Origin of the sequence: Methanoregula sp. UBA64 (genome assembly GCF_002502735.1) — an archaeon.
In the GTDB taxonomy this organism is placed as follows: Archaea; Halobacteriota; Methanomicrobia; order Methanomicrobiales; family Methanospirillaceae; genus Methanoregula.
On the sequence record NZ_DAQC01000006.1, the window covers coordinates 23,234 to 35,541 of the forward strand.

Consider the following 12,308-nt stretch of genomic DNA (forward strand, 5'->3'; position numbering starts at 1 on the left):
GTCATCGTTTAGTTTGATTTTACCTAACAAATCGGCCGGGCAAAAAAATTTACCCGATCTTTTCCAAAAGACCGATCAGGGTGTCGATCTCTTCGTCGCTCAGCGTTTCCCGGATCCTGTCGACAAGACGGTCCAGCGCTTCTTCCTCCGCACGGGCGATCATCTCGCCCTTTTTCGTGAGGCAGATGTACTGGATCCTGCCATCGTCAGGACATGGTCTGCGGTACACACAATCCATCCGGGAGAACCGGTTGACGAGCTCGGTGATCGTGGGTTTGGAGGTCCCCGTGATCTCGGCAAGCCGGGTGAAGGTCACGTCGCGGTTCTGTTCTATGACCTGCAAATACCGGATCTGTTTTACCGTCAGGTCCGAAAGGCCGCATTCCGAGAAGATCCCGCACGAGCACTGGTGTTTGAGGGTAAAGATGCGGTCAAACGTCTCTTCGAGCTCTTCCTTTCGTCCTGCCATGGATTGTTCTTTTGTTAGTTAGGGATTACCGAATTATAAATGTTGGGATGTGGGCCGGTTATTTTTCCAAAAAACCGGAGATCTCACAGAGGCCCGGGAGTACATCGCGCTCTTTTCCGAACTGTACGAGAAACTCTTCGATACGATCCCGGGGTTCAGGCTCTAGGGTTTGCCGGGGCGGCCGGGACAGGACGGATCCCTTTTTTTTGAATTTTATCGTAGGGAGATGCCCGCTGCCGGCCAGGAATGTTGAGGAACACTAAAAAAAGATGTTCCGTGAATAAGCCCGTTACCGTATCAGGCTGAGCCCTGGTAGATCCCGGAACCGAGCCACCAGGTGTCATCAACCTTTTCCACGTACCCCAGTTTCTTTTCCACGGTCCGGTTGTGGGCGGGGTTGATGTAATAGAATTCGACAAAGCCGGTGCCGTTCTCTGCTGCGTCGCGGAGATCTTTAATGAAATAATTCCCGTGCGCATCGGTCTCGTTCAACCGGTTGATCCCGATCTTTTCCGGGTTGAACGGGTGGGCGATGGTCGTACCGTTGAAGTCGTATGCGTAGAGGTAGAGTTCTCCCCGGACAAACGAGCCGTTCGTTTTATCAAATTCGGCAAGTGCGGCCTCTTTGCCGTTTGTTTTCGCATACGCAACGGCCTCCTTGACAAATGCCACCAGCGTAGCATTCGGGGTCAGGGATCCTGCCGGGGTAATCGCGGCCTGCGTTACGGACGGGGCCGGTGACGGTGCTGCGGCAGATGGCGTACCGGTGCCTGCCTGGGTGCAGCCCATAGCAGCGACAAAGAGTACGATCATCACGAGAAAGAAAGAGAATGCTCGTGCGTTCATAAAAACCGGCAACAGTATTAGCGGTATTCAGGGATTAAGGTTCGGCGGGGCGGTCACGGCGATCAGACATCCGGCAGGTTTTCCCGCACTTGAAGGTAATCCGTGTATTTCGTGAGCACGTCAACGACTGCCGGCAGCGGGTCGGAGAAAATTCCCGTGAGGTCTTCTTCGCCCGGCTCTTGTGGGACAAACGCGAGGCACTCCTTGGGTGGCGTAAACTCTGCGTGCACGTCGTTTCGGTTGCCCCGGGCATCGGCCCGGTACCAGCCGTATTCGTTAAGCCAGACCGCGTTGAGCCCGTGGAGGTAGAATTCCGGCCCGACCGTGCCGTGGTTTTTGAGCCGCTGGTAGCAGAGCCCGGCGGGGATTTTATTTGCCCGGAGCAGTGCGGCAAGGAGGTGGCTCTTTGCAAAGCAGTAACCGGTGGTGTGTTCGAGCACCTGCGATGCGGATAGCGTCACCGGGTTTGCCTGGTAGTCCCAGCTGTGCCGGATTTCGTCGCGGACAAACGCGAAACAGTTCCGTGCAACCGCCACATCGCCAAAGGCTCCTGCGGCAAGGTCCCGGGCCTTCGCCGTTACGGCCGGGTTGTTGCAGTCGATCACCGGTGTCGCCCGGAGGAACTCTTCGAGACCGGAGTGTTTCATATGAGAAATCTGGGGCGGTGAGGGTAAAAAAGGCGGTGGTGGATCGATCAGCAGAAGTTCTCGGTGATGTAGACCTTGTCGTCCGCAGCAATCGCGACCCCTATTCCCTCGCGGTCGTAGGTCGCGGTCAGGATATTTTTCCGGTGGCCTTCGCTGTTCATCCAGCCGGTGACCGACGACCGTGCGATCTCCTCGGGCGCGGTCCAGTCGTAGGTGTACGCACCGTTTGTCTCGGTGACCGAAGTGTAGAGATTGTTCTGGAAGAGGTTCTCCGCGATCCCGATCGTGTAATAGGAGCCGTAGTCCTTTTTACAGGTGTACCCCGCGGCATTTCCCCGGTCTGCCGGGGTCTTGCCGGCAAGGTTGACGTGCGCGAAATAATTGTTGAGCGCCATGTCGTTGCTGTGCGAGAGCGCAATTGATGCAAGGGCCGGGTCGTACGCGAGCGGGGCAAGGCCGTACGACTGCCGCTCGGAATTGATCAGTTCGTGGACCCGGGCTGCGAGACCGGTTGTGGAGATCGTGTACGGGTCTTCTGAAATTTTACCGGGAACGGGTGTGACGGAGGGCGGCGGGATGGGCGTTGCCGAAACTCCTGAGACGGACAGCGTTGCGGTGGCTGCGGCCGTAGCCGTCTTCCCGTCCGCTGTTGTCTGCGTGGCGGAGACAGTCGGGCCGGTGTTCGGCCGTGTTTTGGTGGTGGTCGCGGTGGGCGTTGGCGAGGGAGTGACCGTTGTGGTGACGGTTGTTGTCGGGCCCGGGACCGTGGCCTCCGCTGCGGTCGAGGCCGGGGTTGCGTTCGCACTTCCTGCCACACCCTCATTTGCCGGCTGGACGCATCCCCCGGCAAGGACAAAGGCGATCACGAGCAGGACGATCGCGGCAACAATGACGGCTGCGATCTTCAGGTACGGGAGAGGCTTTTTTGATGGCCGGGCGTTCCGGTTCTCCGGTGCGTTTGCGTATCCCCCGCCGTACGCGCTCGCACCCCCGCTGCCGTACCGGATGCCAACGCCCGGTGCCGGGGTCTTTTTCCACTGGGCAAGGCCGGCGCACGCGTGGTTGGGCGGCAGCCGGTGCTCGTCGCAAAAGTTCCCCCCGCAGTACTGGCAGTGGAAGGGAAGCGAGACGGTTTTTCCACAGGTGTCGCAGCGGGGCATGGGATAGAGATACTCTTTCCCGCAAAAGTGATAATGGCTTTGAAAGCCGGGGGGAGAATCCCGGTCCTTTATAAAGGAAAGCGGGGTGCCGTACCGGGATATTCTCTTTCTAAAAATCCCGGATTTCAGAACACAATCTCGTCCCGCTCGTACCGGATCTTTGGCCCCTGCGTATCCGCCGCGTACCCGATCGGGCAGAGCATCACGGGCACGAGATGCCCGGGGATCTTGAGGATCCGGGTATACCCGGCCGGGTCGAATCCTCCCATCGGGCAGGAATCGAAACCGAGCGCCTTTGCGCCGTTAAGTGCGTTCCCGAGCGCAAGGTAGGTCTGGGCCTGCGACCACGCGGCCCGCTGATCTTTTGCCATGCTGCCGGCAAACATCGCTGCCATGCCGGTAACTTTTCCGATGACCTCGTCCGGAACATGGTTCTTTTTCATGAGAGCCCCGAGCCGCTGTATTAAGGTATCATAATCCGAATCGGCGCAGAATACCAAAAGATGCGAACAGGTCGTCACCTGCTCCTGATCGTTTGATACTTTCCTCAGCTCTTCTTTTGTCTTCTGATCGGTCACGATCCTGATCTTCCAGGGCTGGAGGTTCAGGGCCGAAGGCGCGAACCGCACGAGATCGAGGAGCTCGTCCACCTTTTTCTCGGGAATTTTTTTGCCGTCAAACTTTTTTGTCGCATACCGCTGCATCACGCAGTCTTTCAATTCCATGGTCGTTTTCACCTTCCCCTGTGTGCGATCATGAGCGTTCGGGTGTAAATCTTTTCCCGCCCGGCACATCCCCGCCCGGGTCATTGCACGTGCGATCAATTGCCTTATCGGGTACCGCAACGGAATTTTCCGGCAGATGGGAACCTACCGCAGGGGAGACGTGGTACTTGCCGTTGTGCCCTTCAACGGCTACGATGGCGCCAAGACCCGGCCGGCGATTGTTCTGGCGGTGCGGGAGGACGCCGGGATCGTGGTCTGCCCGGTCAGCAGCCGGCCCGCAACCGATGCCCCGTGCGTCCCGATCGGGCTTGACGATTTTAGCGAAGGCGGGCTCGATCTCTTCAGTGAAAGTTTCGCCCTTGCGACCCGCATCACCGTGATCCCGGCCGGGGCCGTGATTGCAAAAAAAGGCCGGCTCACCGTGGATGCGATCGATGCGGTTGCCGCAGAGGCGCCCCGGGACCCTGCACCGGGAAAGAACCGGAAGGGCGGCCGGCGGAAATGATATTTTTTATTTCCCGATCGTAACGAGCATCTCTTCGAGCGACGGGTACCGCGACTCGATCCGCTCCACCCGGCCGCCCGCTGCCGCAATTGCCGCAGAGATGGCGTTGAGCGACTCCATATCCGGGGCATCGCAGGCAAGCCCGGTCTCGTCCGCCCGGAACGGCACGGCCGCCCGGTCGATCCGGGCCGGGTCGGGCGCGCTAAACCAGACCGTGTACGTGATCGAGCCGAACTGTTCGCGGAGCTCGGCCATGGTGCCGTCCGCCACGATCTTCCCGCGCCGGAGGATCATCACCCGGTCGCAGATCGCCTCGACCTGGTACAGGTTGTGGGCCGAGAGCACGATCGTCTTTCCCGCAGCCTTTAATTTTTTTAAGTACTCGGCAATGAACCGCGAGGTCATCGGGTCGAGCCCGCTTGTCGGTTCGTCGTACACGAGAAATGCCGGGTCGTGGATGAGCGAGCGGGCGATCGCGGCCTTGCGTTTCATGCCTTTGGAAAATTCGCCGAGTTTCTTCCTGTCCGTTTCAAGCGAAAGGGCCGCAAAGAGCCGGCGGGTCCGGGTCGTTATCTCGTCTTTTTTGAGCCCGTAGATCTCGCCGAAGAATGCCAGGTAGTCTTCTGCGGTCATCGTCTCGTAGAGCCGGGACTCTTCGGGAAGGTAGCCGAGCGTGACCTTGAGCGCTGACGGGTCGCGGACCACATCGATCCCGTTTACCATGAGTTCGCCGGAGGTAGGGACGACAAGGCCGGCAACCATCTTCAACAGTGTCGTCTTCCCGGCGCCATTATGGCCGATGACCCCGAGGATCCCCGCGTCGGGAAACTCAAAGCTCACGCTGTCGAGCGCGGCAGAACTGTCGTAGACTTTCGTGAGGCTGCGGGCGGTTATCATGGCAGGGCCGGTCTTTTAATCTAACCTTGCAGGGAGTGCATCATATAGGTTGGGATGGGGGAGTGCCGGTACCGAACAGTATTTGACCCCGGTGCCCGAACTACTGGATATACCCGCGGGAGATCCCTGGGAAAAAAACGGGGGAGATCATGGGCGCTGCACGCGAGATTGCCACCATCGCACGCTGGGAGGTAAAAAAGACCTTCTCGGTCATGTCGCGCGGCCTCCTCCCGGTTGCCATCGTTCTTTTCCTCCTCCTTATCGCGGTCACGGGGTTTGCGGCCCAGAGCGGCCTGCACATCCAGGACGGGATGTACCGGCTCGCCACCGACGACCCGCAGGTCGCTTCCCTGTTTGCGTCCGATGCCCGGTTCGCGGTGTACGTTGTCGATCCCGCAGCCATTCCGCCGGCGATTGCGCCGTACGATCTTGCGATTGCCGGCGGCAGGGTGTACACGGCGCAGACCGAAAAAGGAAAGTCCGCGCAGAAGACGCTCGAACGCGATTACGCAAAGTACAAGGCCGCGGTCTATACCGGTGCGGACGATCTCTTTGCCGCGTACCCGCTCTGGATCGATACCCAGAGCGTTGCAAGCGAGCTCAACTTCTCTGCGCCCGAGGCCGGCCGGTTCGTGCCGGCGCCGCCCGGCCGGGGGCCGCTCGTACCTGCCGGGACAGTGGAAGATGTCCCGACGCCGTCGCCGGCGCTCGGGGTAACAAAAGAGGATATCCGGGCCGGTCTTGTCGCCTCGTCCTCGCAGAACACGCAGGTCTCGCGCTACACGGACGTGCTCTCCACCCAAAAATCCGTGATGGGCACCTTTGTCACCCCGGACCAGCTCTCGCCCCCGCTCCCGTTCGACTCGATCATCCTTGTCTTTGTCTTCATCTTCCCGCTCTACTTCACCTCGCAGTTTTTCATGATGAGCATCATGAACGAGCGGATCGAACGGCAGGGCGAGCCCCTCCTCTCCACGCCGGTAAAAACCGCGTATATCATCACCGGCAAGATGCTCCCGTACTTTTTCGGGATGCTTCTCATCTGCGCCGTGCTCACGCTCTACATCCGCGCCCCGCTCTCCATTCTCCTGCCTCTCGTCCCGGTCATTCTGTTTTTTTTGGCAAGCGCTCTTGTCATCGGGATGCTTGCCCGGAGCTTCAAGGAGCTCTCATTCATCTCGATCTTTTTCTCGACCGTGGCGACCTCGTACCTGTTCTTCCCCAGCATCTTTGCAAACGTGCACGTGATCAGCCTGATCTCGCCGCTCACGCTCATTGTCCTCACGATCGAAGGCACCGCGTGGACGGCGGCGGACTACTGCTACGCGACCGTGCTCTTCTGGCTCACGAGCGCTGTGCTCTTTTACATTGCGGCCCGGAACTTTAACGAGGAACGCCTCTTCTCGGAAAAACCGCTCCTGCCCCGGTGCCGCGAATTTTTGGCCGGCGCCATCTCCCGCGCCCACCCGTATGCCTCGCTCTTCTGCATTGCCCTTGCCACGATCCCGTTCGTCTTCATGGCGCAGATGATGGGCCTTGTCGTGCTCTTCAACCTGCCCATGCCGGTCTCGCTCGTGCTCCTCATCGTCTTTGCGGCATTTGTCGAGGAGGCGGCAAAGGCGGCCGGGATCTACACGTTCTTCCTTTTGGACCCGGCCTTTTTTACCACGAAACGGCTGGTCCTTGCCTGCGCTGCAACGGCGTTCGGGTTTCTCGTGGGCGAGAAGCTCCTGCTCTTTGCAACGCTTGCCGAGATCACCGAATCGGTCTTCGGGAACGTCCTCTTTTTGTCGCTCGGCGTGCTCTGGCTGCCCTTTTTGCTCCACTTCGCCTGCCTCCTCATTGTCGCGTTCTCCCTGAAGCGCTGGGGCCGGATCGGTGCGGCTGCCGGTCTCGTCGCCGCCGGCATCCTCCACTGCGGCTATAACCTGTACTTCCTCAAGGGGTGGCTCACATGAAGGCCCGGCACGTGAAGATCGTTGCAAAAAAAGAGCTGGGCGGCCTTTTTTCAGAAAAGACGATCCTCTTAGCCGTCCTGCTCCAGCTGTTTATCGCGCTCTTCTCGTCATTTTTGATGGTCGGGCTCTCCTCGATGTACGATCCCTCCGCTCTTGCCGGCCGCTCGCACTTCCGCTACGATATCGGCTATGCCGGGAACACGTCGCTCCTTTTGCGCGATCTCGAGAACAGCAACCTGTTCCGGGTCCACCGGGTCGATCTCTCGACCGGGGTAGAGCTCTTGAAAGAACGCCAGCTCTCCGCGGTGGTCTACGCCCCCGACACCGCGCCCGGCGCGGACGAGCCGGTCAAGATCACGCTCTACACGCTCAAGAGCGACATCATGGGCGCGGTCGCCGATGCCCGGCTCAAGAGCGTCTTTTTGAAATACGAGGGCGAGCTCCGCGAGGCCCGGATCGACCGGATCGCCGACCGGCCCGTTCCGCTCGACATCCCGGCATCTTCGGATGCCAGCGGGTACTTCGAGTTCGTGTACGGGCTTTTGATCCCGCTGCTCGTCTTTTTGCCCGGGATCATCTCGGCAGCGCTCGTGATCGATCTCATCACCGAGGAGTACCAGCACGATACGCTGGAGACGCTCGTCTCGACGCCCGTGAGTGTTGCCGAGGCGGTCTGGGGCAAGGCGCTTGCCTGCGTGGTGCTCGTGCCGGTCCAGGCCGGCGCGTGGCTCCTGCTGCTCTCGGCAAACCATATCCCGGTCGCGGACCCGGCCCTCATCCTGCTCCACGTCACGCTCGGGTCCCTTGTCCTGATCCTCATCGCGGCGCTCGTTGCGCTCCACTACCGGGAGCGGACCGCGGCGCAGTTTGTCTTCTCGACCGCGCTTGTGGTCATCATGCTCTTTGTGCTTGCCATCCCGGGGAACCCGCTCAACCTTGTCGCCCGGCTCGCGGTCGGGACCGCGGGAATAGAACAGTGGATCGTGCTTGCCGGCGCAGGTGCGGCAGCGGTCCTGCTCGGGATGGCAGTCGGGCGGTTTGCAGGAACGGCCGGCCGCCAGCTCCATACCGGGAAAAACTAAAAAAAAATGAAAAGTTACTGCATTGCGTACAGGTTCTGGTCCATGATCTTGTAGACCTTGCCTGCCGTGGTGACCCAGACCTCGCACCGGTCCCCGGTCTTTGTCCCCTGCACGATCAGCTCGTCGCCCCGTTTGGGCTGGTTGCCGCCGTCCATGAGGCTGTCGGTGACCGTGCCGTCCGGGCGCGTAACCTTCATCCGTACATTCTGGACGTAAATTTCGCCGGTCCCGCCATTGTAGAGCAGGTGGATCTTGCTCGTGGGCCGGTCCTTGTTGAGCTGGAGGTCCACGTAGATATCGGACGGGATGGGGACAACGGGATCGTACGTGGTAGTTACCGCTGTCGGCGCTGCCGTGGTTGCCACAAGGGTCGTGACCGCCGCGGTCGGCGTCTCGACCGGTTTTATCTCAGCCTGGGTCGGGCTCGTGCATCCGGCAGCGAGCGCACAGAAAAAAAGGACAAGGCCTGCGATTGCAATGATGGCCGTTTTCATGAATACACCTTCTCTGTTTACGGGCTTATTATTTTGCGCCGGATTTGTAAAAAAAACCGGGTACCGCCGGATCCGGCCCGGAATCCCGGTTTTTTCGCGATGCCGTAAGGAAAAAACCCAAAAAATCGCCGCAAAGAACAGTTAAATTAAAAAGGAGTCATGGAGTAAACTTTACGTATCAGGAGTTTGAGGAATGTACTGTCCAAAATGTGGAAAAGAGACTGATACCTCCGGACAATTCTGCCAGTGGTGTGGCACCCCGATCGAAGCCGCCCCGGCAGTGCCGGGCGTTGCTGCCGCTGAGGAGGCCGAGGAAACCCCCGATGTCGGCGTGTACGCCGGTCTCGGGCGGCGTTTTGTTGCTTTTATCGTCGATTTCATCCTTATCGCCATCTTTGGCATCATCGCCGTCTCATTCTTCAACCAGGTCAACGGGATTATGTACCTGTACTATATCGCTTTCCTGCACGCGCCCATCGCCTCCCTCACGACCGCCGGCACGCCGGCAGCGGCCCTCGCCCCCATTGTTGCGGCGCTCGGCCTCCTTGTGATCGTGGTCCCGTGGCTCTACTATGCGGGCTTTGAGTCGTCCCGCGGGCAGGCAACGCCGGGGAAAGTCCTCATGCGCCTTGAAGTGACCGACCTTGAGGGGAACCGTGTCTCCTTTGCCCGGGCAACCCTCCGGTTCTTCGGGAAATTCATCTCGCTTATCATCATCTTCATCGGTTTTGTCATGATCGGGGTCACGAAGAAGCGTCAGGGGCTTCACGACAAGATCGCCGGCTGCCTCGTACTCCTTCAGGCTTAATCTTTTTTTAACACAGATCTGTTACATCTGCCAGTGTCTGTTTACATCAACAGCGCACCCTCCCCAGATGGGGGAATCCGGCACAACACTCGCGCTCGAAAAACGAATTATTGTATTTTTAATATTAGTTTGTGTAAATATCGAGCATGGCCCTATGGCTTGAAATGATTGCCTGTCTGTGCATACTGACTGCATGCTCGGGATGTGTAAATTATTATTCTTCCTCTCAATCAGGAATAATCGCTCCAAGCACCGGAAGCGTAGAGACTGTCAGTGTAACAATGAATAGTAATGCCCCGGTTGTATCCTCGAATTTCGGATGCCCCCCCACAATTTCAAATTGCAATGTCGTGCGAGGCAGTGCAAATCAAATCGTAATTACCTGTCCTGACGGAAGACAGTACGTCCGCGGATCTGCGGGACAAATTTCAATTCAATATCCCGGGAGACAAATAAGCGAAGGAGCTGCAGGTCAGGAATCAATTCAGGGTTTTGATACTACTGAGGCACACTGTTTAGTCCAATGGCTAAAACGAATGTAATTATTTTCATGGAGACCTGTGGCCCCCACAACATCCTGCGATTTTTTAATAGTTACGATAAACTCGTGGCGATTTATCGGTTGTAATAGACGAATAAATCAGTGGTACTTCAGTTTGATCCCGAGCAGGACGAGGATCAGCACAAGCGAGACCCCGTTTGCCGCGATAACCGGCAGGGAATTTACCCAGATCCCGTACACGAGCCAGAGGGAGACCCCGGCTGCGTAGAGCACGAGCATGGAAAGGGAGAGGTCTTTTGTCTCCTTTAAGCGCCAGCTCCGGACAACCTGCGGGATGTAGGCTGCCGTGGTGAGCGTTCCGGCAATAAATCCCACGAGCGTGATGGTGTCCATACACTGGTCGTTTTCCTATTGGCCCGCCGTGCATTTATACCGGTATTCTTTTTTTTGGATCTTGGTTATCCCTGCACCGGCTCGGGCGAGAACTGGTCGGAAACCACGAGCCAGCGGCCCCGCAGTTTTACGAGCGTGAAGAGATCCCGCCCCTTCATCGCAACTTCCTGCCCGTTTGCGGAAAACCGGATCGTAAAGAAGTACGAGAGCACGGCGCAGGTGTCCCGGCAGAAGAAACTTACCCGGTGCCCGGACTCCTTCCACTCGTGGATTGTTGCGGCCTGCACAAATCCCTTCCATCCCGCCACGTACGCGTCCCGGCCTTCGAGCCGTCCCGGGGTGGTCGGGGCGACTGCGACCGCGTCCGGGTGGATGAAGCGGCCAAAGCCTTCCTCGTCCCAGGTCTCTGTCCAGAGCCGGTTCATCTCGCGGACTGCGGCAATCACGTCCTGCCTGCGTTCGTCTGAGGTAGTGTCCATGATCACCCGTGGGAACCGGTGAGGTAAAAACCACGGCCCCTGTGCAGGGTGAAAGTGCGGGTACTCCGGAAAAAAGACCGGGGACCGTAGGCCGGCATACCAACGATCCGGATTCTCTACGGGGCGCCTGTCACTCCCGCAGATTGTCCCTTATCTTGAAGAATCACCGTTTACCCTGAAACGGTCCGGGCTTGCGATATTTTGCTATCCCGTTACGCCCGGGCCGGTGCGGAAACAATCTCCGGGAATACGTAGTTCAAACCGCGTGCCCTTTCCATCCACCCCGGTTTCCCTGATGGAGATCCCGGTGATCGCAAGGAGTTCCCGCGTATGGTACAGGCTCAGTTTCGTCTTTGTCCCCAGTCCTTTCCCGAAGATATACTCTTTTTTGTCTGCGGGCACGCCCTGGCCGTTATCCTCGATGACAAGTGTTCCCGAGCTGTCTTCCGGTAAAAACGAAATTCTTACCTCTGTTGCTGTTCTGCCATGCCGTTTTGCATTGTCCAGGAAATTTGCCATTATCCGGTCAAGGAGCGGGGGGGCGTAGATCTCCAGGCCTTCAATTTCGGGGCCTTCGATCACGTCAGGGAACTGCGCCAGGAGTTTTGCCTGGTCGATCGCGTCCCGCATAGCGTACCAGCGGGGCGGCTCTTTTCCGAGCGGCTCGAAATCGAGGATCAGTGAGACATATTTCTCGATAATCTCAAGCTGCCGGTCGATCTTTGCGGAGAACATCCGGATCCTGTCGAGGTCTTCAAGGGAGTGACCGATCATGTGGTTGAATCCCCGGGCCGCCACAAGCTGGTTTCTGATATCCTGAATGGTGACATCGGAAAAAAGGCTGAGTTTTGCATTTGCTGTCCTGAGGGATTCCTCGGCTTTTTTGCGCTCGGCAAGTTCATTTTCTGCAATGACCCGCATCCTGTGGAGACCGGTGACCTGTATATTGAGATCGGTGACATCTTCTATCACCACCATCGCAAGGATTTTTCCGGCACGTTTCACCGGAAGCACCGATCCTTTCTCCACCCGCAAGCTCCCGTCAGGCAGGAGAGAGGGGATGAGGTGGGGATGAAACCGGGACGAAAAATAGACCGGCGTCTCACCGGAAAATACCTGGGGGAAGCGGGCAATAACCGATGGCTGCCTGAGCGAAGGAAATTCTTCAAGTATATTTTTTTGGAGCAACCCCTCCCGCTTTCTCCCGGTCCAGTATTCGAGGCACCGGTTCCAGAACCGGATCGTGTAGTCCTCGTCGATGATGGCGATGCCTGAGGGGAGCTGGTCAAACAGCGCAAAATCTTCAGGTTCGATTGCGGATTCAGACCCGGGTTCCATGGCAA

14 protein-coding genes are annotated in these 12,308 nt (G+C 58.2%); 4 read left to right on the plus strand and 10 right to left on the minus strand.

Annotated features, from left to right (window positions below; all coding sequences use genetic code 11):
• Nucleotides 1-49 precede the first annotated feature (49 nt).
• From BP758_RS08495 to BP758_RS08515, 5 genes are all read right to left on the minus strand, one after another.
• Entirely contained in the window at nucleotides 50-469 is a 420-nt protein-coding gene (locus BP758_RS08495; RefSeq protein ID WP_292370444.1) for a MarR family winged helix-turn-helix transcriptional regulator, read from the minus strand.
• 297 nt (nucleotides 470-766) lie between these two features.
• Nucleotides 767-1,315, minus strand: coding sequence for a cache domain-containing protein (locus BP758_RS08500; RefSeq protein WP_292370445.1), 549 nt, complete (start codon nucleotides 1,313-1,315; stop codon nucleotides 767-769).
• Nucleotides 1,316-1,377: 62 nt separating this feature from the next.
• The gene (locus BP758_RS08505) at nucleotides 1,378-1,962 is read right to left on the minus strand and encodes a transglutaminase-like domain-containing protein (protein WP_292370446.1); all 585 of its coding nucleotides are present in this window, start codon (nucleotides 1,960-1,962) and stop codon (nucleotides 1,378-1,380) included.
• 47 nt (nucleotides 1,963-2,009) lie between these two features.
• On the minus strand, nucleotides 2,010-3,122 hold the full coding sequence (locus tag BP758_RS08510; protein ID WP_292370447.1) for a CAP domain-containing protein: 1,113 nt from the start codon (nucleotides 3,120-3,122) through the stop codon (nucleotides 2,010-2,012).
• Nucleotides 3,123-3,247: 125 nt separating this feature from the next.
• Nucleotides 3,248-3,847, minus strand: coding sequence for a nitroreductase family protein (locus BP758_RS08515; protein ID WP_292370448.1), 600 nt, complete (start codon nucleotides 3,845-3,847; stop codon nucleotides 3,248-3,250).
• 136 nt (nucleotides 3,848-3,983) lie between these two features.
• Between BP758_RS08515 and BP758_RS08520 the strand changes: the two genes are divergently transcribed.
• The gene (locus tag BP758_RS08520) at nucleotides 3,984-4,352 is read left to right on the plus strand and encodes a type II toxin-antitoxin system PemK/MazF family toxin (protein ID WP_292370449.1); all 369 of its coding nucleotides are present in this window, start codon (nucleotides 3,984-3,986) and stop codon (nucleotides 4,350-4,352) included.
• A gap of 6 nt (nucleotides 4,353-4,358) precedes the next feature.
• Here the strand turns inward: BP758_RS08520 and BP758_RS08525 are convergent, their stop codons facing one another.
• Complete coding sequence (locus BP758_RS08525) at nucleotides 4,359-5,249, minus strand: ABC transporter ATP-binding protein (protein ID WP_292370450.1); 891 nt, start codon at nucleotides 5,247-5,249, stop codon at nucleotides 4,359-4,361.
• A 149-nt stretch (nucleotides 5,250-5,398) separates the two neighbouring features.
• On the opposite strand from BP758_RS08525, the gene BP758_RS08530 reads away from it, so the two are divergent.
• Together BP758_RS08530 and BP758_RS08535 are read left to right on the plus strand one after the other, a co-directional pair.
• Nucleotides 5,399-7,207, plus strand: coding sequence for an ABC transporter permease (locus BP758_RS08530; RefSeq protein ID WP_292370451.1), 1,809 nt, complete (start codon nucleotides 5,399-5,401; stop codon nucleotides 7,205-7,207).
• Complete coding sequence (locus BP758_RS08535) at nucleotides 7,204-8,289, plus strand: ABC transporter permease (protein WP_292370452.1); 1,086 nt, start codon at nucleotides 7,204-7,206, stop codon at nucleotides 8,287-8,289. Before BP758_RS08530 ends, BP758_RS08535 begins: the two co-directional genes overlap by 4 nt.
• A 14-nt stretch (nucleotides 8,290-8,303) precedes the next feature.
• On the opposite strand, the gene BP758_RS08540 is transcribed toward BP758_RS08535, so the two are convergent.
• Nucleotides 8,304-8,783, minus strand: a complete 480-nt coding sequence (locus BP758_RS08540; RefSeq protein WP_292370453.1) for a hypothetical protein — start codon at nucleotides 8,781-8,783, stop codon at nucleotides 8,304-8,306.
• Nucleotides 8,784-8,976: 193 nt separating this feature from the next.
• Between BP758_RS08540 and BP758_RS08545 the strand changes: the two genes are divergently transcribed.
• A complete protein-coding gene (locus BP758_RS08545; protein WP_292370454.1) occupies nucleotides 8,977-9,591 on the plus strand; it encodes an RDD family protein in 615 nt (204 codons plus the stop codon).
• Nucleotides 9,592-10,231: 640 nt separating this feature from the next.
• Here BP758_RS08545 and BP758_RS08550 read toward each other — a convergent pair.
• The 3 genes from BP758_RS08550 to BP758_RS08560 all read right to left on the minus strand — a co-directional run bounded on the left by BP758_RS08550 (nucleotide 10,232) and on the right by BP758_RS08560 (nucleotide 12,303).
• Nucleotides 10,232-10,486, minus strand: coding sequence for a SemiSWEET family sugar transporter (locus tag BP758_RS08550; protein ID WP_292370455.1), 255 nt, complete (start codon nucleotides 10,484-10,486; stop codon nucleotides 10,232-10,234).
• A gap of 65 nt (nucleotides 10,487-10,551) precedes the next feature.
• A complete protein-coding gene (locus BP758_RS08555) occupies nucleotides 10,552-10,965 on the minus strand; it encodes a YybH family protein (RefSeq protein ID WP_292370456.1) in 414 nt (137 codons plus the stop codon).
• A gap of 204 nt (nucleotides 10,966-11,169) precedes the next feature.
• Nucleotides 11,170-12,303: an ATP-binding protein gene (locus BP758_RS08560; RefSeq protein WP_292370457.1), complete on the minus strand. Its 1,134-nt coding sequence runs from the start codon at nucleotides 12,301-12,303 to the stop codon at nucleotides 11,170-11,172.
• Between the last annotated feature and the right edge of the window lie 5 nt (nucleotides 12,304-12,308).

Bases quoted from the DNA above. Each gene is read 5' to 3' on its own strand.
- BP758_RS08495 (WP_292370444.1), bottom strand. From the start codon at position 469: ATGGCAGGACGAAAGGAAGAGCTCGAAGAGACGTTTGACCGCATCTTT.
- BP758_RS08500 (WP_292370445.1), bottom strand. From the start codon at position 1,315: ATGAACGCACGAGCATTCTCTTTCTTTCTCGTGATGATCGTACTCTTT.
- BP758_RS08505 (WP_292370446.1), bottom strand. From the start codon at position 1,962: ATGAAACACTCCGGTCTCGAAGAGTTCCTCCGGGCGACACCGGTGATC.
- BP758_RS08510 (WP_292370447.1), bottom strand. From the start codon at position 3,122: ATGCCCCGCTGCGACACCTGTGGAAAAACCGTCTCGCTTCCCTTCCAC.
- BP758_RS08515 (WP_292370448.1), bottom strand. From the start codon at position 3,847: ATGGAATTGAAAGACTGCGTGATGCAGCGGTATGCGACAAAAAAGTTT.
- BP758_RS08520 (WP_292370449.1), top strand. From the start codon at position 3,984: ATGGGAACCTACCGCAGGGGAGACGTGGTACTTGCCGTTGTGCCCTTC.
- BP758_RS08525 (WP_292370450.1), bottom strand. From the start codon at position 5,249: ATGATAACCGCCCGCAGCCTCACGAAAGTCTACGACAGTTCTGCCGCG.
- BP758_RS08530 (WP_292370451.1), top strand. From the start codon at position 5,399: ATGGGCGCTGCACGCGAGATTGCCACCATCGCACGCTGGGAGGTAAAA.
- BP758_RS08535 (WP_292370452.1), top strand. From the start codon at position 7,204: ATGAAGGCCCGGCACGTGAAGATCGTTGCAAAAAAAGAGCTGGGCGGC.
- BP758_RS08540 (WP_292370453.1), bottom strand. From the start codon at position 8,783: ATGAAAACGGCCATCATTGCAATCGCAGGCCTTGTCCTTTTTTTCTGT.
- BP758_RS08545 (WP_292370454.1), top strand. From the start codon at position 8,977: ATGTACTGTCCAAAATGTGGAAAAGAGACTGATACCTCCGGACAATTC.
- BP758_RS08550 (WP_292370455.1), bottom strand. From the start codon at position 10,486: ATGGACACCATCACGCTCGTGGGATTTATTGCCGGAACGCTCACCACG.
- BP758_RS08555 (WP_292370456.1), bottom strand. From the start codon at position 10,965: ATGGACACTACCTCAGACGAACGCAGGCAGGACGTGATTGCCGCAGTC.
- BP758_RS08560 (WP_292370457.1), bottom strand. From the start codon at position 12,303: ATGGAACCCGGGTCTGAATCCGCAATCGAACCTGAAGATTTTGCGCTG.